At 63.0% G+C, this 17,994-nt stretch carries 14 protein-coding genes and 1 pseudogene; 6 read left to right on the top strand and 9 right to left on the bottom strand.

Annotated elements, in window-relative coordinates; translation table 11 throughout:
• The first annotated feature begins 196 nt into the window (after nt 1–196).
• The 4 genes from AB6N07_RS23025 to AB6N07_RS23010 are packed head-to-tail and all read left to right on the top strand — an operon-like array spanning nt 197 to nt 4,625.
• Nucleotides 197–937: an ABC transporter ATP-binding protein gene (locus AB6N07_RS23025; protein WP_370675373.1), complete on the top strand. Its 741-nt coding sequence runs from the start codon at nt 197–199 to the stop codon at nt 935–937.
• A gap of 29 nt (nt 938–966) precedes the next feature.
• The gene (locus tag AB6N07_RS23020; protein ID WP_370675372.1) at nt 967–1,713 is read left to right on the top strand and encodes an ABC transporter permease subunit; all 747 of its coding nucleotides are present in this window, start codon (nt 967–969) and stop codon (nt 1,711–1,713) included.
• 7 nt (nt 1,714–1,720) lie between these two features.
• Entirely contained in the window at nt 1,721–3,595 is a 1,875-nt protein-coding gene (locus AB6N07_RS23015) for a Gldg family protein (protein ID WP_370675371.1), read from the top strand.
• 22 nt (nt 3,596–3,617) lie between these two features.
• Complete coding sequence (locus AB6N07_RS23010) at nt 3,618–4,625, top strand: DUF4340 domain-containing protein (protein WP_370675370.1); 1,008 nt, start codon at nt 3,618–3,620, stop codon at nt 4,623–4,625.
• A gap of 76 nt (nt 4,626–4,701) precedes the next feature.
• Here AB6N07_RS23010 and AB6N07_RS23005 read toward each other — a convergent pair whose 3' ends face one another.
• Both AB6N07_RS23005 and AB6N07_RS23000 read right to left on the bottom strand, forming a co-directional pair.
• A complete protein-coding gene (locus AB6N07_RS23005) occupies nt 4,702–6,015 on the bottom strand; it encodes an ATP-binding protein (protein ID WP_370675369.1) in 1,314 nt (437 codons plus the stop codon).
• Complete coding sequence (locus AB6N07_RS23000; protein ID WP_370675368.1) at nt 6,012–6,725, bottom strand: response regulator; 714 nt, start codon at nt 6,723–6,725, stop codon at nt 6,012–6,014. Before AB6N07_RS23000 ends, AB6N07_RS23005 begins: the two co-directional genes overlap by 4 nt.
• A 200-nt stretch (nt 6,726–6,925) precedes the next feature.
• Between AB6N07_RS23000 and AB6N07_RS22995 the strand changes: the two genes are divergently transcribed.
• Nucleotides 6,926–7,477: a hypothetical protein gene (locus AB6N07_RS22995; protein ID WP_370675367.1), complete on the top strand. Its 552-nt coding sequence runs from the start codon at nt 6,926–6,928 to the stop codon at nt 7,475–7,477.
• Between the two features lie 232 nt (nt 7,478–7,709).
• Nucleotides 7,710–8,408: a D-allulose-6-phosphate 3-epimerase gene (locus tag AB6N07_RS22990; RefSeq protein ID WP_370675366.1), complete on the top strand. Its 699-nt coding sequence runs from the start codon at nt 7,710–7,712 to the stop codon at nt 8,406–8,408.
• Between the two features lie 118 nt (nt 8,409–8,526).
• On the opposite strand, the gene AB6N07_RS22985 is transcribed toward AB6N07_RS22990, so the two are convergent.
• From AB6N07_RS22985 to AB6N07_RS22955, 7 genes and pseudogenes are all read right to left on the bottom strand, one after another.
• Nucleotides 8,527–8,925, bottom strand: a complete 399-nt coding sequence (locus tag AB6N07_RS22985; protein ID WP_370675365.1) for a diacylglycerol kinase — start codon at nt 8,923–8,925, stop codon at nt 8,527–8,529.
• Nucleotides 8,926–9,014: 89 nt separating this feature from the next.
• Nucleotides 9,015–9,401, bottom strand: coding sequence for a DUF4440 domain-containing protein (locus tag AB6N07_RS22980; protein ID WP_370675364.1), 387 nt, complete (start codon nt 9,399–9,401; stop codon nt 9,015–9,017).
• Between the two features lie 55 nt (nt 9,402–9,456).
• Nucleotides 9,457–10,449 (bottom strand): sugar-binding transcriptional regulator, encoded by a 993-nt coding sequence (locus tag AB6N07_RS22975; protein WP_370675363.1) that lies wholly within the window; start codon nt 10,447–10,449, stop codon nt 9,457–9,459.
• An 82-nt stretch (nt 10,450–10,531) separates the two neighbouring features.
• Nucleotides 10,532–11,491, bottom strand: a complete 960-nt coding sequence (gene tal / locus AB6N07_RS22970; RefSeq protein WP_370675362.1) for a transaldolase — start codon at nt 11,489–11,491, stop codon at nt 10,532–10,534.
• 183 nt (nt 11,492–11,674) lie between these two features.
• Nucleotides 11,675–14,062: a methyl-accepting chemotaxis protein gene (locus AB6N07_RS22965; protein ID WP_370675361.1), complete on the bottom strand. Its 2,388-nt coding sequence runs from the start codon at nt 14,060–14,062 to the stop codon at nt 11,675–11,677.
• Between the two features lie 294 nt (nt 14,063–14,356).
• A pseudogene (locus AB6N07_RS22960) lies at nt 14,357–16,971 on the bottom strand (acetate--CoA ligase family protein); the annotation flags it as partial.
• 153 nt (nt 16,972–17,124) lie between these two features.
• Complete coding sequence (locus AB6N07_RS22955) at nt 17,125–17,955, bottom strand: universal stress protein (protein WP_370675360.1); 831 nt, start codon at nt 17,953–17,955, stop codon at nt 17,125–17,127.
• Nucleotides 17,956–17,994 lie beyond the last annotated feature (39 nt).

Raw genomic sequence — 17,994 nt, 5'->3', positions numbered from 1 at the left:
CCGGCGCGCAGTCATCTCCGGGACTCTACCGATGCGCCGAAGCTCCGTGCATGAACAATCGGTAAGGTCTGTTTTTGAACACGATTTTGCCAAGAATCCGATATCCCTGCTTGCCTGCCCGTGGTAGCTCCGGCCGAACCGGCTCGGCGCTATCAGACGCCCCCGATGGACGATTCCGAATGCTGGAGGAAAAGGCATGCAACTCGTTCAGGCCAGCGGCCTGGTAAAGACGTTTTCGAGACTGCGCGCCGTTGACGGCGTCAGCCTTGAGGTGAGCCGTGGCGAGGTCGTGGGCTTCCTTGGCCCCAACGGCGCCGGCAAGTCGACGACCATGAAGATGCTGACCGGCTTTCTGGAGCCGGACGCCGGCACGGCCTCGATAGCCGGCCACGACGTGTTCGCTGACCCCATCGCCGCCCGCCGCCGCCTTGGTTATCTACCCGAGGGCGCGCCGGCTTATGGCGATATGACGGTGGCCGACTTCCTTACCTTCGTCGGTCGCATGCGCGGTCTGTCGCGCGCTGTGCTCGGCGAGCGGCTGGCGGAGATGGTGGAGCGGGTCAACCTCACCGCGGTCTGGAACCGCCCGATCGATGCGCTTTCCAAGGGCTTCAAACGCCGCGTTGGCATCGCCCAGGCGCTGATCCACGATCCGGAAGTGCTGATCCTCGACGAGCCGACCGATGGCCTCGATCCCAACCAGAAGCACGACATGCGCGAGCTGATCGCCGCCATCGCGCCGGGCAAGGCGATCGTCATCTCCACGCACATTCTCGAGGAAGTCGAGGCGATCTGTAGCCGCGCCGTCATCATCGCCGAGGGCAGGGTGGTCGCCGACGCGACTCCGTCCGCCCTACTCGACGCAGCCATCGTCGATGGCCAGCGACCGACGCTTGAAGCCGTCTTCCGCTCCATTACCGGCAGCAAGGCCGCCTGACGCCGCTTCCCCTCCGGAGACGATCCGAGATGAAAACCTCTTTCCGCACCATCGCATTGGTGTTCGGCCGCGAGTTCCGCGCCTATTTCGCGACCCCGCTCGCCGCCGTGTTTCTTCTGGTGTTCCTGGCCCTTTCGGCCGGCCTCGCCTTTTTCGCTGGTGGTTTTTTCGAGCGCGGGCAGGCCGACCTCGGCCCATTCTTCGCATGGCATCCCTGGCTGTTTCTCATCCTGATGCCAGCCATCGGCATGCGGCTTTGGGCCGATGAACGTCGCTCCGGCGTCATCGAACTTCTGATGACGCTGCCGGTACGCGCTCATGAAGTGGTGATCGGAAAGTTCCTGGCTGGCTGGGCCTTCACGGCGGTGGCTTTGGTACTCACCATGAGCTTCTGGCTGGTGACGCTCTACCTCGGTTCTCCCGACAACGGCATCGTCATCGCGAGCTACATCGGCTCCTTCCTGATGGCCGGCGCCTTCCTGGCGATTTCCGCCTGCATCTCGGCCATGACCAAGAACCAGGTGATCGCCTTCATCCTCGCGGCCATCGTGTCCTTCCTGTTGGTGATGTCCGGGACCAATCTGGTGCTGGCGGCTTTGCGCGGCTGGGCGCCGGCCTTTTTGGTCGACCTGGTGCAGTCGCTCTCTTTCATCACCAACTTCGACCGACTGACGCGCGGTGTCCTTGAGGCGCCGGCCGTCATCCTGTTCCTGTCGACCATCGTGCTCGCGCTCTGGATCAACGTCCAGGTCGTCGACGCCAAGAAAGCCGCCTGAGGTTCCGATGTCAAAGCTCAACCGGATCCCAAAATCCCGTCTTGTCGCCGTTGGCGCTGTTTTGGCGGTCATCCTCTACCTCGCCGTCAATTCGTTGTCGGCGACGCTATTCCGCTCGACCCGCGTCGATCTGACCGACGGCGGCCTCTATTCGCTCTCCCACGGCACGGTGGCGATGCTCGACAAGCTCGACGAGCCGATCCACATGCGCCTGTTCATGTCGGCGAGCTTGCACGAAGCCGCGCCGGCGCTTTCCGCCTATGCGTCGCGCGTTCGCGCCATGCTCGACACCTACGAGAGTCTGTCGCACGGCAGGATCACCCTCGAGGTGATCGATCCTCAGCCCTATTCGGAAGAAGAGGATCGCGCCGTCGGCCTTGGCATCAACCGGATCAGCCTCGATGGCACGTCCGATCCGATCTACTTCGGTCTTGCCGCCACCAACTCGACCAATGGTTCGGCCAACATTCCGGTGTTCACGCCCGACCGCGAGGCTTTTCTTGAATATGATCTGACGCGCCTCGTTGCCGAGCTCGGTCAGCCGAAGAAGCCAGTGGTGGCACTGCTCGACGGCCTCGGCATAGCCGGCAACCCAATGGCCGGGCAGGAACCGGCCCAGATCCTCTCGATGCTGAAAGAGACCTATAGCGTCGAGACGGTGGGGGGCGACATCGACAAGCTGCCCGATAACACCCGCGTCGTGTTGGTGGTGCAGCCCCAGAACCTTTCCGACCGCACCCTTTACACACTTGACCAGTGGGTGCTTTCGGGCGGTGCCACGCTGGTGTTTGCAGATCCTTTCGCGGAGACGCAGCCGGGACCGCAACCCGGCGTGCCGGCCGAGAACAACGCCACCGAGTTCCAGAAAATGTTCACTGCCTGGGGCGTCGGCTTCGACGTCAAGAAGGCGGTTGGTGACCCCGACTGGGCAATTCGCACCGTTCGCAACATCGACGGCCGTCAGGCAGAGGTCGCCAACTATCCTTGGTTCGCCATCCATGACGATGGCTTCGACCGGGGCGACGCGGTGACCTCCAAGCTGAACGCAGTCGTCATGACCACCGCCGGCGCATTCACCGCCACCGGCAAGGACGCGACGCTGAAGCCGTTGATGTATGCCTCCGCCGATGCCGGCCTTCTTTCCGCTGGCGAGGCAGCCGATCCCTATGGCGATCCGCGAACTCTGCTCGGCAAGATCGAGAAGACAGGCGGTCGTCCGGTGGTTGCTGCGCGTCTCGAGGGCAAGCTTCACACCGCCTTCCCTGACGGCAAGCCGAAGGACTCGGCGGCTGGCGGCGCACCGATCAAGGAAAGTGCTTCGGCGCCCAACGTCATTCTGGTCGGTGATGCCGACATACTGTCCGATCGCAACTGGCTGCAGAAGCAGACCGTGCTTGGGCGGCAAGTGGCGCAGGCCTTTGCCAACAACGGAGACTTCCTGCTCAACGCCGTCGAGCAGATGGCCGGTGGTGTGGCGCTGGCCGATCTTCGGAGCCGCACCGTTTCCTGGCGACCGTTCACCCGCATCGATGCCTTGGAGCGGGCGGCCGAGGAGCGCTTCCTCGCCAAACAGCAGGAGCTGACGCAGCGCATCGCCGACACCGAGAAGAAGCTGAAGGACGCTTCCTCTACCGGCGAGGCGAAGGACGGTGAACTCGTGTCCAGCGAGCAGGCCAAGGCGACCGAGAACTTCAAGTCCGATCTCCTGGCGGCCCGTGCCGAACTGCGAGAGGTTCAGTACAACCTCCGCGCCGACGTCGCGAGCCTCAAGAGCTGGATCATGATCCTGATCATCGGCGTCGTTCCGGCGGCGGTGGCGCTTATCGCTCTTGTCTTCGCCCTGCGTCGTCCCCGGCGGCCGGTGCCGGTCCGCAAAGCCTGATCACAGCGAGGAGTTACATCATATGACGCCGAAATCGCTCATCGGCCTTGCCGCCATCACAGCCGTCGCTGTTGCTGCTGCCGTAGTCGTCGCTGGAGGAAACTCCGCTGGCAGCGCGGTGGCCGACCGTGGTCGGGTACTGCTGCCGGATCTCGTCAAGACGTCTGCTTCGGTTGAACGCCTCGCAGTTACGGTTGGCAAGGATACCACCACGCTGACGCGCAATGGCGATCGCTTCGTTGATGCCTCCGGCTACCCGGCACGTATCGATGAAGTTCGCAAGCTGGTGTCGTCGCTGGCAATTTTGACTATCGACGAGGACAAGACCGACAAGCCTGATCGGTATTTGGATCTGGGGCTCGCCGACCCCGCGGCGGACAAGGGCGCGGCCACCAAAGTGGCTCTTCTCGACAAGGAGGGTAAGCCACTCGCCGCCGTCTACGCCGGCACGAAGGATTATACGGTAGGCGGCAGTCGTGGTGGGCAGTATGTGCGTCTCGACGGCAACCCGCAGGCCTACCTGGTGCGCGGCTCGCTCGACATGCCCGCTGCCCGTGCCGACTGGTTCGACGCTCGCCTCACCGACATCAAGCCGGCGGCCTTGTCGAAAGTGACGCTGACCGACGCCTCTGGTGCCACTGTCGATTTTACGCGAACCGGCGACAAGCTACTGCCGGCCGCGTTACCAGACGGCAAGACGCCCGACGAAGGCAAGGCCAACCGCGTCACCGCCTTCCTGCAAGCTTTCGACTTCAGCGACGTTCGCAAGGAAACGCCGGCCTCCATCGGGAACACGACGCGTCTGCGTTATGAGACCGCCGATGGTCTCGCGGTGACGGCTACGGCGGTGCCGGCAGCCGACGAGGCCGGGAAAGGCTGGATCCGCATCACCGCTGAGGCGATCGATTCCAAGGCAGCCGACGCCGCCAAGGCGATCAACGACAAGGCGGCGGGCTACGAGTTCAAGGTCAACACCATCCACACCGAGATGTTTGGCTGGACCGTGGCGAGCCTTGCCAAGGAAGGCTGACGAAAGGCCGGCTTGTATAGACGAATGAACGCGGCCGGCGAGGAAACTTGCCGGCCGTCCTTATTGGGGGAATTTGTCAGCTCTCAATTTCCAGCGTGGCCAGGAGACCGCGAGGCGGATTATCGGAGAGCACGATGCCACCGCCATGCGCCTCGGCGACGTCACGAGCAATGGTGAGACCGAGCCCAAAACCGGAATTCGGCAGCGAACTGCGAGCGCTGTCGCCGCGCACGAAAGGCTCGATCAGGTGCTCGCGTTCGGCGGCCGGTATGCCAGGGCCGTTGTCGGCGACGGCGATGGCGAGCCGACGTCCGGGCAGCTTCTTTAGCGACACAACGACCTTGTCACCATAACGCACGGCATTCTCGACGAGATTGGTCACAGCCCTCAAGATGTCACGGTGACGGACGCGGGCGGCGAGCCGGTTCGGGCCCTCGTAGGAAACTGTATAGCCCAGATCTGCGAACTGGTCGGCAATGGTCTGCAGCAGGCTCGGTAGATCCGTTTGGTCGAATGGTTCGGTGCTGTCGGTGCCCGAGAGATGAACCAGGGCCACTTGAGCCAGGGCCGCCATGTGGTCGAGATCGGCCAGCATTGGCTCGCGGATCGTCTCGTCTTCAATGAACTCCGCGCGCAACCGCAGGCGGGTGATCGGCGTCCGGAGGTCATGGCTGACAGCGGCCAGCATGGCGGTCTTCTCGGCCATCAGTTTGCCGATACGGGCGCGCATTCGGTTGAAGGCGGAGATTGCCGATCGCAGCTCGCGCGGCCCGATTTCGGGAACAGAGACCTCTGAGCGCATGTCACGCAGGCGTTCGACGGCGACCTCGAAACGTCGGAGGGGCTTGATGATCAACACCATGGACCAGCTCACCAGCACCACCGTGGTAACCAGCAAGAAGCCAAGCACAATAGTCCCCGGTCCGAAGAAACGTGGCGCCTCACCATCCGATAGGTCGAGCTGATAACAAGCCCCATCGGCTAGCATCAGGAACAGTGGCCCAATAAATTCGTCCCCCGGCGCCGGCCGTCCGTCGAACACCTTGCGAGCGGTGGCGGCGTTGCCAAGGCGGGAAGCAAGTGGCCCGAACCGGATCTCGTCGGCGTTTTCCGGCACAGGGGCGGCACAAGCTGTGATCGACGGCAGCGTCTCTTTCAGGAGTTCTAAGAGCCTTGGCCGCTCGGCCGGGGTAGCAGCCGCCAGCATATGAGCAGCGGCGCCGATCTCGCCGGTTATCTCGCCCGGCGAAGCTGCGAAGGTAGACCGCGGGTTGGACAGGAAGAAATAGGCCGTCAGCACCCCATGCATGGCGGCGATCGACAGCACCAAAAGCACGATGACCTGGCCGGCAACAGAATCGAAGACCAGGCGCAGGACTCTACCGATCATGAGGCCGCCACTTCCGGGGTGAAGAGGTAGCCCTCCGAACGGATGGTCCGGATAAACTCCGATTTCTCGTCGTCAGGAGAGAGTTTGCGTCTCAGGCGGCTTACCAGGATATCGATCGATCGTTCAAACGGCGCGGCGAGCCGACCCTGTGTCAGCTCCAAGAGCTGATCGCGGCTGAGCGTAATGCCCGCACGCTCGGCAAAGGCAACCAGCAGATCGAACTCCGCGCCCGTCAGCGTCGCTTTGGCGCCGGACGGTGTCGTCAGACTGCGTTCGCGAGTGTCGATCACCCAGCCGGCAAAGCTGAGGCGGCGCGATTCCGATCGGGTTGCCTTGGCAGCGGGCAGGCTGCTGCGGCGCAGGATGGCCCGGATACGCGCCAGAAGTTCGCGGGCGCTGAACGGTTTGGCGATATAGTCGTCGGCACCGATTTCGAGGCCGACAACTCGGTCGATCTCCTCGCCGCGAGCTGAGAGCATAATGATTGGTATAGTCGACGTGTTGCGTAAGCGCCGACAAATACTGAGCCCATCTTCGCCGGGCAGCATGATGTCGAGCAGCACAATGTCGACGCGCGATGTCGTCAATAACCGATCCATCTCGCGACCGTCACGAGCTACAGACACACGGCAGTCGTTAGCTTTCAGGTAGCGCGAGACCAACGTATTAATGTCGTTATCATCTTCGACCAGCAGGATATGGTTCTGCATGAAGAAAGGCCATCCCCATTCAACGGCTGAGCTTTAACATTCGGTCGGCCAGTGCTGGTAGTTATTTTGTATCTAAATGTTTCTTTTTGTGACTAGCGAAACGTCTGGTTACCGTGCCTGCCCCTCAGTTACCAATCGTTAACAAACGGAGCGCTCCGCTACTCGAAGGTAATGCGTAAGACTCTAGCCCGAGGGTAAAAATGACCTCGATTTCATCAACCACTGCCTACCAGTCGCCGCTCGCACGGCTGCAGTCGACGCTCCAGTCAGATGTCAGCGCCGGCAGCGTCAAGTCGAGCGACCAGTCCGCGCTCGCCACCGCACTCGAAAGTATCGACGGGACTTTGTCGAGCAACCGCTCGAGTGGGGCATCCAGCAGCAAGCCACCGTCACCCGACGAGATGAAGGGAAAGATCGCTGATCTTATCCAGCAACAGGTCTCTTCCGGTACGTTGACCTCCGATCAGGCCACCGAACTCGCCTCCGTCTTCGATGACACCTTCTCTAAGGACAAGGGTGCCAAGGGAGCCGGTGGACCGCAGGGCGCTGGCGGACCACCTCCCGGCCCGCCTCCCGAGGACGGTCAGTCGACCGATGCTGCCGACGACAGCTCGTCGTCCAGCACCTCGATTACCGACATCCTGAAGGAACTCCAGGATGCGCTCACCGAAAGCAGCAAGACGTCCTATAGCGCCAGCGGCTCTTCGACCTCGTCAAACAGCAACAGCTATCTATTCGACATGGTTGCCTGAAAGAAACTGCGGATCGCAGGTGAGGCGGCGGGGGCAAACCCCGCCGCTTTGCGTTATAGGAAGGGGAGCCATGCCGTTGCAGGGCGATCGCACGAAAAAAGGACCCTTCACTACGAAAGCACTAGTGCTATCCAAGTACTTGTGCGCAATCTTGAACATGGCTTGCTAGCGGGCCGGCGAGGGCCGTCGGCACGCCAAGTGCCATGAATTTTGACCCTCGGAGAATCGCCTGATGAACCGCCCCGCCGCCGGATGGATCGACCGCCTCCCGACCGACCACCTGATCACCGAATTCTCGATGTGGTCCTCAGATCTGCTGCGCATCGCCGACGAATTGGCTCGCATTGATCCCTATGCCAGCGTCATCCATATCGATGCGTCGGATGGCGTATTCGCTGACACGTTGCTGATGTTCCCGGAAATCGTTGCCCGCATCCGCTCGATCACCGATAAGCCAATCCACGTTCACCTGATGGTGGGCGAGCCGGCGTTGATCAATCAGATCAACCAGTTCGCTGCCGCGGGCGCCGACGCGATCTCCATCCACGCCGAGAACACTTTGCTCGCCGACAATGGTATTGCCCGCATCAACGAGCTCGGCCTCGTTGCCGGCATCGTGCTGAAGGTCGACACGCCGGTCGCCAAACTGATCCGTCATCTACCGCGCGTTGGTCTGGTCACCCTGTTCGGGGCCGGGATCGGCGAGCGCGAAGGCATCAATCAGGCTGCAACCCGCCGCCTGGACGAGGCGCAGAAGTACATTGCTGGCGTTCCCGCCGGCCATCGGATCATTTTGGTGGCCGACGGTGCCATTCGAGAGGATACCGTGCCGGTGCTGCGCAAGGCCGGCGCCCAGGCGATCGTCGCCGGTAAGCTGGTGTTCGACGCGCCCGATCTCGGCAAGCGCATGGAGTGGCTGAACAGCCTTTGAGGCAGAAACAAAGGCAATGGCCTTAGGATTTCAGAAACGCTTTTTGATGGTCTGGAAACAAGAAATGGCGCCGGGAGTTTTGCTCCCAGCGCCATTTTGTTGTCCGCTCGATGGCCAGTTAGCGTTTCGCCACAAGCCATTCCGGTTTGAACCAGCGGTCGGCCGGCCCGTCGTAGGATAGGCGGTTGATGTCCCAGTGGCGGATGAAGCTGGCGTAGGCCTCCCATACCGCTGGCCCACCGGCGACATAGACGACGCGGTCGGGAAATCGAGCGAGTACCTCTTCCGGGCGGTCGCTGGAGCGAACCGGGCAGAGCGTACGGTCGAACTGCATGAAGCCGGGCAGGGTGGAAGTGGTGTGCGGCCCGGCCAGCATGACGTGGCCGCGTGTCACTTCATAAAAGCGCTCGACGTCGGCGACGAATTCGCGTCCGGGATTGCCCTCCCAGGGCAGCTGGCCATTGAGTCCGATCTGGCCATGCTGACCGATCGCGCAGATAGCCCTCACATCCGCCATGATACCATCCGTTTGCCGTTGCGATGGACCGGAGCATAGCAGCCCCTACGCAGAATGCCCAAGTGGGTTGTGAGGTGGCGTCATAATTCTCAGGCGAGGCCCACGCCGGTAAACGACCAGTGCGTCTGGATGATCCGCCAGCCCTCGGGATCGCGCCGATAGACTTCGGTGCAATTCCAAGCGACACGGTCGCCTTCGCTGCCGTTCCACGACACGAAGCGGAAAGTGAGCACGGCAGCATCGCCAGCCGCCTGCACCTTGGGCTCGATCATTTCGTGACGCGGCGCGAAAATCTTGCCCCGCAATTCATCATAGAGCGCGCTCAGCGCCGCCTTGCCGTCGAGGCGCGTCTCGCGGAAGGGGTCGAAATAGGTGACATCTTCTGCTGACAGGTCGATGAAAGCATCGGGATCGCCGGCGCACCAGCGGTCAAGGGCTCCCTTTTCGAGCGCGATAATGTCGTCGGCGATGGTCACGGCAATCTCCTCCAAGCTTTTGCTGGAGATTAGGCCGATGGTGCGTCGGCGATTGTCAGCATCGACTGGCTGGCAATCCCATCAGCGCCTCCGCGGTTTCGACGTCGGTTGCCACCGCGTTGACAAGGCCGCCGGCGACGGCGGCGCGGATCGCCTCGGCTTTCTGAGGGGATAGCGCTGCGGCGATGGAAAGTGGTACGCGGGTAAGGCGCTCAAGCGAGATCGAAAGGGTTCTGTCGTCGAATTCGGTGCCTACCGGCCGGCCATCTTGACCGAAAAAGCGTCCGCAGATAGTGCCGACGGCGCCATGAGCACGGATTTCCTCGAGTTTGCCGGGAGCGATGAATCCTTCTCGGAACACCATCGCGGTGGCCGAAATGGCACCGACGCCGACCACGGCGATCGCAAGGTGATCCATCATAGAAAAGACGCCGCGCACCGTGCCGGTGTCGCGCAAGAGGAGCGCGGCGCCCGCATCGTCGACGATGGCCGGGACCGGCAGTTGCCAGGCTTGGGCTCCGAGCCCGGCCGCAAGGCGGCGGCACACTTCTGAAGAGTGAGTGTAATGCTCAGGCGCGCCGACCCCGCCGACCAGCGCCACCACGTTAAGGTCGCGCGCCGGTGACCGGCGGGCGGCGGCAGCGATGGCCGCCGCTGTGGCGCCATCGGAAACGCCGAGCACGTCGCCGCTCTTCAGCGTATCCTCGATGACACGGGCGACCGCCTTGCCCAGCGTGTCGGCCGGGGCGTGAGCGCCAGTCCGGTTCTCGACGATGACGGCGAGGCGAAGGCCGAGATGCGCCTTCAAGCGCTGCTCAGCGGCGCTGTCGCGGAACGCTTTGGGGGTGACCTGAAATTCGATGTAGCCGAGATCAAGCGCTGACTTGAGCGCCCGGCTGACGGTCGCTTCGGAGATCTCCAGCAGACGGGCAATTTCGTTTTGCGGCAGGCGCTGTTCGTAGCGGAGGCGGGCGATCTCTACGATCATGTCTTCGCTGCGGCGGGGCCGGGGCATATGCGCGCCTTGGATGGGGAAGAGGAGGGGCATGTCGTCTATCGTCGACATGCCGTTCCGGGGGAAAAGCCGATGGGGCGCCGGATTGAAAGGCGCCCCGCCGACGGTCTGGGCGTCAGGCGACGAAGCGCTTGGCGACGATCTTGCGCAGTTCGCCAAGGTCCTTGGCGAACAGGCGAATGCCCTCGGCGAGTTTCTCGGTGGCCATCGGGTTCTGGTTCATGGCCCAGCGGAAGGCTTTTTCGTCGAGGTTGACCACTTCCGGCTTCGGGCCGGGCTTGTGCGGCGACAAAGCGCGCTGCAGCGTGCCGTTGTCGGCGGCAAGGGCATCGAGCAGCGCCGGCGAGATCGTCAGGCGATCGCAGCCGGCCAGGGCCTCGACTTCGCCCTGCGAGCGGAACGAGGCGCCCATCACCACGGTCGGAATGCCATGGGCTTTATAATAGTCGTAAATGCCATGCACCGAGACGACGCCCGGATCCTCAGCCGGCGTGAAGGTGCGACCCTCGGCCTTGACGTACCAGTCGAGAATGCGGCCGACGAACGGCGAGATCAGGAAAGCCTTCGCATCAGCGCAGGCGATGGCCTGAGCGATGTCGAAGATCAGCGTCATATTGGTCTCGACGCCTTCCTTCTGCAGGATTTCCGAGGCTCGAATGCCTTCCCAGGTGCCGGCAACCTTGATCAGGATCCGCTCGCGTTCGACGCCGTTGGCCTTGTAGGCGGCGATGATGGCGCGCGCCTTTTCGACGGTGGCGGCGGTGTCGAAGGACAGGTCGGCGTCGACCTCGGTGGAAACGCGGCCTTCTACCAGCTTGGTGAGTTCAGTGCCGACGGCAACAGCAAGGCGGTCGCCAATGGCCTTGATCGCGGCTTCCTGAGAGCCTGCCTGCTTCTTGCCCCAGGCGACGGCGTCGGCAAGAATTGGCTCGTAAGCGGGAAGGCCGATGGCCTTCAGTACCAGCGTCGGGTTGGTCGTGCAGTCGACCGGCTTGAACTTCTTGATTGCGTCAATGTCGCCGGTGTCGGCGACCACAACGGTCATTTCGCGCAATTGGTCCAGCTTGGAAGCCATGTTCTCAACTCCATATCCGGCCGACGCCTCTTCAGTCTGCGGCCGCTCTCCATCCCCTAAAACTATGGTCCCGCGCCCATCAAAATGCAAGAAAGCTATAAAAAGAAATTAATTGCAGTTTGATGGGTAAATAAAACGGGCAGACCCTTTCGGAACCTGCCCGTTTTCTCCCCCGAAAAACTGTCAGGCAGCCATCACCCGGTTGATAAAGCGCTCGACGACCTCGCGCAGGCGCGTGGCCTGATCGTTCATATCGTTGGAGACGGCAAGCACCTGACTTGCCGACTGCGACGTTTCGCCAACGACGCGCGTCAGTGCCTGTGTCTCGTCGGCGACCGACTTAGTGCCGCCGGCCGCCTTCTGGGCATTGAGCGAAATCTCGGCCGTGGCGTGGCCCTGCTCGCCGACGGCGGTCGCGATGACGTTCGTCGTGCGGTCGACCTCGCCCATGATGTCGGAAATGGCGCGAATGGCGGCGACCGCCTCGCCTGTCGACGACTGGATCTGGGAAATCTGCGAGGCGATCTCTTCGGTCGCTTTGGCAGTCTGGCCGGCGAGGTTTTTCACCTCGGAGGCGACGACGGCAAATCCCTTGCCGGCCTCCCCCGCGCGCGCTGCCTCGATTGTGGCGTTGAGCGCGAGGAGGTTGGTTTGTTCGGCAATCGCCTTGATGAGGGTGATGACATTGCCAATACGCGTCGCCGCTTCGGCAAGGCCCGAAATCGTGGCGTCGGTCTTTTTCGCTTCGCCAGTGGCGCGCTGAGCAACCGCGGTCGCCGTGCCGGTCTGGCGGGAAATCTCGCCGATCGACGCCGACAGCTCCTCGGCGGCGGCGGCGACCGTCTGAACGCCGTCGGACGCAAGTTCGGAGGCTGAGGCAGCGGTGCCGGCGCGGTCCCGCGCTTCCTCGGCAATGGCAGCCAATGCCCGCGCGGTCGCCTCCATCTGGTCGGCGTTACCGGCGACGATACTGACGAGTTGCTCGATCTCAAGGCGAAAATCGTTGATGACGCCTTCGATGGTTTCCTGGCGATGCGCCCGCGATTGCTGTTCGGCCTCTGTCTGCTCGGCAAGCCGGCGACGCTCGATGGCGTTGTCTCGGAAGACGCGAACCGCGCCGAACATGCCGCCGATCTCGTCCTTGCGACCGGCTAGATCCAACGCCATGTCGGTATCGCCGGTGGCCAGCCGCCGCATGGCAGCGGTGAGGGTCGTGATCGGTCGGGTAATCAGGCGCGACAGCGCGATGCCGACGATGAGTGCGAACAGCAGCGCCGCGCCCAGCGTGCTGGACATGGTGAATGTGCTCGAGGCACGATTGCGGCTCGCAGCCGCGGCGCGATCGTCCACCACCGCCTTGACAGCGGAAATGGCGGCCACCGACTGGCTGCGCGAATCTTCACGCGCGCCCGCGAAAGCTTTCGAGGCGTCGATCAGTTTGGTGAAGGCGTCCTTGAAGCGGTCGATATCCTTGGACGGGTCGGCGCCGCCGGCAGTCACGATTTTCTGCCCGGTCTCCTTGGCCGCATCGGCGGCCTTCAGAAGCGCCTTGGTACTGACGGCCTCCTGATCGTAGCGATAGGTCGTCGTTTGCAGCGCCAATCCGTCGATCTCGCCACCGAACAGCGTTGCAAGGTCGGAAAGTTCACGTGACTTGGCAGCATTCTCCAGCAGCGACTGCATGTTGTAGCTGGCAAGGTCCCGTTGCTGGCCGGCAAGGCGAATGATTTCGTCGGTGCCCTTGCTGAGCTTGCCAAGACCCTCGAGCGCGAAGAGCCGCTTCTGCTCGGCTGCGAAGGGGTTGGAGCCATTGCGCATTTCATCGAGTAGCGGCACCAGTCCTTTGGCGGCCTCTTCGATGGCACTCGCCTGGGTCTTGATTTCGTCGTCGGCGCCAAGAGCCTTGATCTGATTGACGATCACCCGTACCGACATCACCGCCTTCAGCGCGGCGTCGACATTAGTGGTGTCGTTGCTCGCCGCGAACTTCGCCAGGGACTCGTTGGCCTGTAGCGTTGAAATTTCGATCTTGTAGGCGGTCAACGCGAGATCGGCGGCGGAGTTGGTGGCTAGGGCAGCTTCACCGGCTTTGGTCTGAAACTCCTTTGCCTTGGCCGCCGCGTCGGACTCGATCTGGGTGGCCCGGCTCTGCATGTTGGAAAGCAGTTCCATTGTCGCCGCGGCGCTCGCGGCAACGGCATCCGAGGAAGAGGATAGAACGCCAATCGACGTCCGAAATTGATCAACGGCCGCGTAGGCTGGGGCAAGGCCGGGATCGGACTTGCCACCGAGTTCGTCGAGGCTGGCATTGACTTGATCAAGCAGACGGTTCGCCTCGGAAGCAGCGCCGTTATCGCGAGTTTGGATGAAGGTCGTGACGGCGTTGCCGGCATCGTTGACCGTCGCCAGCACCGAAGCCGACTTCGACGTCATGTCAATGGCAAGACCCAGACGGCTGAGACCGAGAAATCCGGCTCCTCCGACAATGGCGGCCAGTACCGCGAGGGAAATGAGGCCGCCGCCGATTTTTACGGAAATCGATCGGTTCGACAGGAAGGCCGTGAGCGACATCTTCTCCCCCCGGATTGGCGCCCGCCATCAGACGGCGCGCAAGCTCTACGTGCATATCCGGAAACTCTGCTGCGGGTCCGGTAAAGGAAAAGTGGACGAAATGCGCAAAAAAATACGAAAATGCGCTGATGTTGCAACTGCTTGCGAAAGTTAAATTTCTCGGGCGTTCACGAAGTGGGGTCTGACTTCTCTCGACGACTGGAAATGGTGTGCAAACCAAATGCCTTACAGTTCGCAGTTTGGTTGCGATGGCGCACGCGCATGCAAAGCACATGACGAATAGACTTTAGGTCAATCAGTAATTGACCGGAGATCAAGATCCACCTTGATGATCTCCGGGCTTTCGGGGTCCGGCGTCAACACAAAGCCAAGCCGTTCGCACATCCGGAGCATTTGCCGATTTTCCGTGAGGACTTCGCCATGGATATGCGCATAGTGTTCGCGACGGGCGTAGCGGATGATCTGGATCATCAACGCTCGGCCAAGGCCCAGCCCCTTGAGGTCGGAACGCACCGACACGGCGTACTCCCCGTCGTCGCCGCCGGGATCGCCGTGCAATCGGACGCCTCCGAGCATATCGCCATTGTCCGGATCGAGAGCGACGAAGGCCATAGCGCGCGCATAGTCGATCTGGGTCAGGCGGGCGACAAAGGCATGGCCGAGGTCATGGACGCGTTGGAAGAAACGCAGCCGCATGTCCTCGGCCGTCATTTTTGAGAAGAAGGCGAGGTAACGTCCTTCATCCTCCGGTCTTGCCGGTCGCACGAACACCGATCGGCCACCGGACAGCGTGATGTATTCCTCCCACTCGGTCGGATAAGGGCGGATGGAGAGGCGTGGATGATGCACAGCACCGCCCGATGCCGGCGAGTCGGAGACAAGCGTCACCCGGGCGTCGACCACCGTCAAACGATCCGCCTCGGCGATCAGTGGATTGAGATCGATGTCGCCGATCACAGGATGTTCTGCGACCAACTGGGCGAGTCGCTGTAGAATTCCGGCCAGACGGTCGACATCGACGGGCCGCCGATCGCGATAGCCTTGGAGCTGGCGAGCGACGCGCGTCCGGGCGATAAGGTCGCGCGCAAGGTTGGCGTCGAGCGGCGGCAGAGCCAGTGCCCGGTCGTTGATCACTTCCACGGCGGTCCCGCCACGCCCGAACACCATCACCGGTCCGAATACCGGGTCGTCGGTGACGCCGGCGATCAGCTCCACCGCCTTGGGCGCCACGATCATCGGATGCAACGTGACGCCATCAATGCGGGCACCGGGGCGGGCAGCCCTGGCTCGGGCGATCACGGCCTCGGTCGCCGCGGCGACCGCTTCGGGGCTGGACAGTTCCAGTTCCACCCCCCGACGTCGGACTTGTGAACGATATCCGGCGAGGCGATCTTCACCACCAGCGAGCGGTGCTCGACGAGAAGGCGAGCTGCGAGACGCTGCGCCTCGGCGGCGTCGGCGGCGGCGAGGGCCGGCACGATGGGAATGTCGTAGGCGGCCAGAAGATCCACCACCTCGCTCGCCTTGAGCCACAGGCGGCCGTCGGCCAACGCCGCGGCGATCACCCTTGCCGCGCGGGCTCGGTCGGGTGAGAAGCCGGCGAGAACGTCGGCTGGCGTTGCCGTCAGCGCCGCTTGCGCCTCGGCGTGGCGGACGAGTTGCATCAACCCTTCGACGGCGCCGTGCGGTGTTTCGAGAGCTGGAATGCGCGCCCGCGCGAACGTGGCGTTCCAGCCGTCATCCTCGCCGAGCCAGGCAGCAATCAGCGGCTTGCCGTCGTACCGCCCTCGGCGGTAATCGGCGACGGCTTCCACCACCGCTTCGGCGGCCAGCCTGGAAGGGGCAAGCGGTGTCGGGCAGTTGATGACCACTACCGCATCGACGCCACTGTCGGCGAGGACCGCCCGCGTTGCCGCGCCGTAGCGGTCGGCGGCGGCGTTGCCGATAAGGTCCACCGGGTTGCCACGCGACCAGCCCGGCGGCAGCACTAGGTCGAGCGCGGCGATGGTATCCTCGCCAAGCGTCGCAAGCTCGCCGTCGAGATCGACGACGCGGTCGGCGGCGAGCACGCCGGCGCCGCCACCGTTGGTGACCACGGCAATGCGTTTGCCGTGAATGCGCGGCACCAGGCTGAGCGTTTCGGCGGCGGCGAACATCTCGTCGAGGTCGGCCACCCTGAGCAGGCCGGCTCGGCGGAAGGCGCAGTCGTAGACGGCATCGATACCAGCCAGCGCGCCCGTGTGAGAGCGGGCAGCGCGAGCGCCCGCGGCGTGGCGCCCGGCCTTGATCACCACCACCGGTTTCGATCGGGCAGCGGCGCGTGCCGCCGAGAGGAAGGCGCGGGCGTCGCGGATGCTCTCAAGATAAAGGAGGATCGCCCGCGTGCGGTGGTCGAGGGCGAAATGATCGAGCATCTCGTCGAAATGAACATCGACGGCATCTCCGAGCACGGCAATACCGGAAAAGCCGATGCCATGCCGGGCCGCCCAATCAAGCGCGGCGTGGGTGAGCGTGCCGGACTGCGAGATGAAGGCGAGGTCGCCGGGCACTGCGGCCCTTTGCGCAAAACTGGCGTTGAGGCCGATCGACGGGATCTGAAGGCCGGCGCTATTGGGGCCCAGCACGCGGATGCCGTGTCGCCGTGCGACGGTTTTCATCGCTTCGAGAAGACTGTCCGGCCCGTGGCCGAGGCCTGTGGTGATCACCACCGCGTGGCGGATGCCGACCGCGCCGATTTCCTCCATCACCTCGACGATCACCTCTGGTGGCACGGCGACCACGGCAAGATCGGCGGGAGCCGCGAGACTTGAAAGCGAGGGATGAACGGCGACGCCGTCGATTTCGGTGAAGAACGGATTGACGAAAGCCACCCGGTCGCGGCCAAAGGCTACCAGATTGCGGGCAAGCACAGAGCCGACCGAATTCGGCCGAGGCGTCGCGCCGATCAGCACGACGCGCTTCGGCCGGAAAAATGGGTCGAGGCTTTGAAGGCTCATGTCGGGCGAGGGCTCGGCGATGCGGGGACGGAGCGCGGCCGGGTGGCCGCGCTCTGATATGGGAGATCAGTGAGTCATCAACGTCGGGATGGTCATCTTTTCAAGCATGTCGCGCGTGACGCCGCCAAGCACGAACTGGCGGAAACGGTTGTGGCCGTAACCGCCCATGACCAGCAGGGTCGCACCACTTTCGGCTGCGTGATTATTAATCACGGCCGATACCTCGGATGCCGAGCGCGGCAGCGTCGTGACCGTGACTTTATGGTCGTGGCGGGCAAGATAGGCGGCAACGTCGGCGCCGGGCTCGCCGGACCATTTCTTGGAGCCGGCGACCATCACCACTTCGATCGAGGTGGCGACCCGCAATGCCGGCAGGGCAGCGTGCACCGCACGCGCCGCCGTCGACGAGCCGTCCCAGGCGATCATCACTTTCTCCGAGGTGATCGGCTTGTTCCATCCTGAAGGAATGATCATCACCGGCACGCCGGATTCAAACAGCAGCGTTTCGATGATGGCTGCGCGCATCGGCTCGCCATGCTCGGGATCGTCCTGGCCGACAATGATCAGGTCGGACAGTTGCGCCTGCCGCACGATGGCCGGCGTCCCACCGGAATAAACGGTGGCGGTGCGTGCCTCGGCGTCGACCCCAAGTTTCTTCGCTTCGGCGGCGAAGGCGGCGGCGGCTTCCTTGGCAGAGTTCTCTGCGTTGGTGATCGCTTCGACGAGATATTCCGCTGGTACCGGCGAGGCAAGGAAGCCGGGTGCGATCGGTTCGAGCGCCAGTGCGAGACCCGTAACGTGGGCTTTTCGTCGCGATGCGAATTCCAGCGCCGCCGCGGAGGCGTTCATCTTGTCGTTGTAGATGTCGATAATTGTGAAGATGTCCCTGACGGTCATGGCAGCGCCTCCTCAGCGACTTCAAATTGGCCTGGCGAC

Origin of the sequence: Pleomorphomonas sp. PLEO (assembly GCF_041320595.1) — a bacterium.
Taxonomy (GTDB): Bacteria; Pseudomonadota; Alphaproteobacteria; order Rhizobiales; family Pleomorphomonadaceae; genus Pleomorphomonas.
This window is presented reverse-complemented; position numbering and strand designations above follow the sequence as displayed.

Excerpts from the sequence above, each read along its gene's own strand:
- AB6N07_RS23020 (WP_370675372.1), top strand. The coding sequence starts at position 967 with ATGAAAACCTCTTTCCGCACCATCGCATTGGTGTTCGGCCGCGAGTTC.
- AB6N07_RS22985 (WP_370675365.1), bottom strand. The coding sequence starts at position 8,925 with ATGGCGGATGTGAGGGCTATCTGCGCGATCGGTCAGCATGGCCAGATC.
- AB6N07_RS23025 (WP_370675373.1), top strand. The coding sequence starts at position 197 with ATGCAACTCGTTCAGGCCAGCGGCCTGGTAAAGACGTTTTCGAGACTG.
- AB6N07_RS22990 (WP_370675366.1), top strand. The coding sequence starts at position 7,710 with ATGAACCGCCCCGCCGCCGGATGGATCGACCGCCTCCCGACCGACCAC.
- AB6N07_RS23010 (WP_370675370.1), top strand. The coding sequence starts at position 3,618 with ATGACGCCGAAATCGCTCATCGGCCTTGCCGCCATCACAGCCGTCGCT.
- AB6N07_RS22975 (WP_370675363.1), bottom strand. The coding sequence starts at position 10,449 with ATGCCCCTCCTCTTCCCCATCCAAGGCGCGCATATGCCCCGGCCCCGC.
- AB6N07_RS23015 (WP_370675371.1), top strand. The coding sequence starts at position 1,721 with ATGTCAAAGCTCAACCGGATCCCAAAATCCCGTCTTGTCGCCGTTGGC.
- AB6N07_RS22965 (WP_370675361.1), bottom strand. The coding sequence starts at position 14,062 with ATGTCGCTCACGGCCTTCCTGTCGAACCGATCGATTTCCGTAAAAATC.
- AB6N07_RS22955 (WP_370675360.1), bottom strand. The coding sequence starts at position 17,955 with ATGACCGTCAGGGACATCTTCACAATTATCGACATCTACAACGACAAG.
- AB6N07_RS23000 (WP_370675368.1), bottom strand. The coding sequence starts at position 6,725 with ATGCAGAACCATATCCTGCTGGTCGAAGATGATAACGACATTAATACG.
- AB6N07_RS23005 (WP_370675369.1), bottom strand. The coding sequence starts at position 6,015 with ATGATCGGTAGAGTCCTGCGCCTGGTCTTCGATTCTGTTGCCGGCCAG.
- AB6N07_RS22995 (WP_370675367.1), top strand. The coding sequence starts at position 6,926 with ATGACCTCGATTTCATCAACCACTGCCTACCAGTCGCCGCTCGCACGG.
- tal (WP_370675362.1), bottom strand. The coding sequence starts at position 11,491 with ATGGCTTCCAAGCTGGACCAATTGCGCGAAATGACCGTTGTGGTCGCC.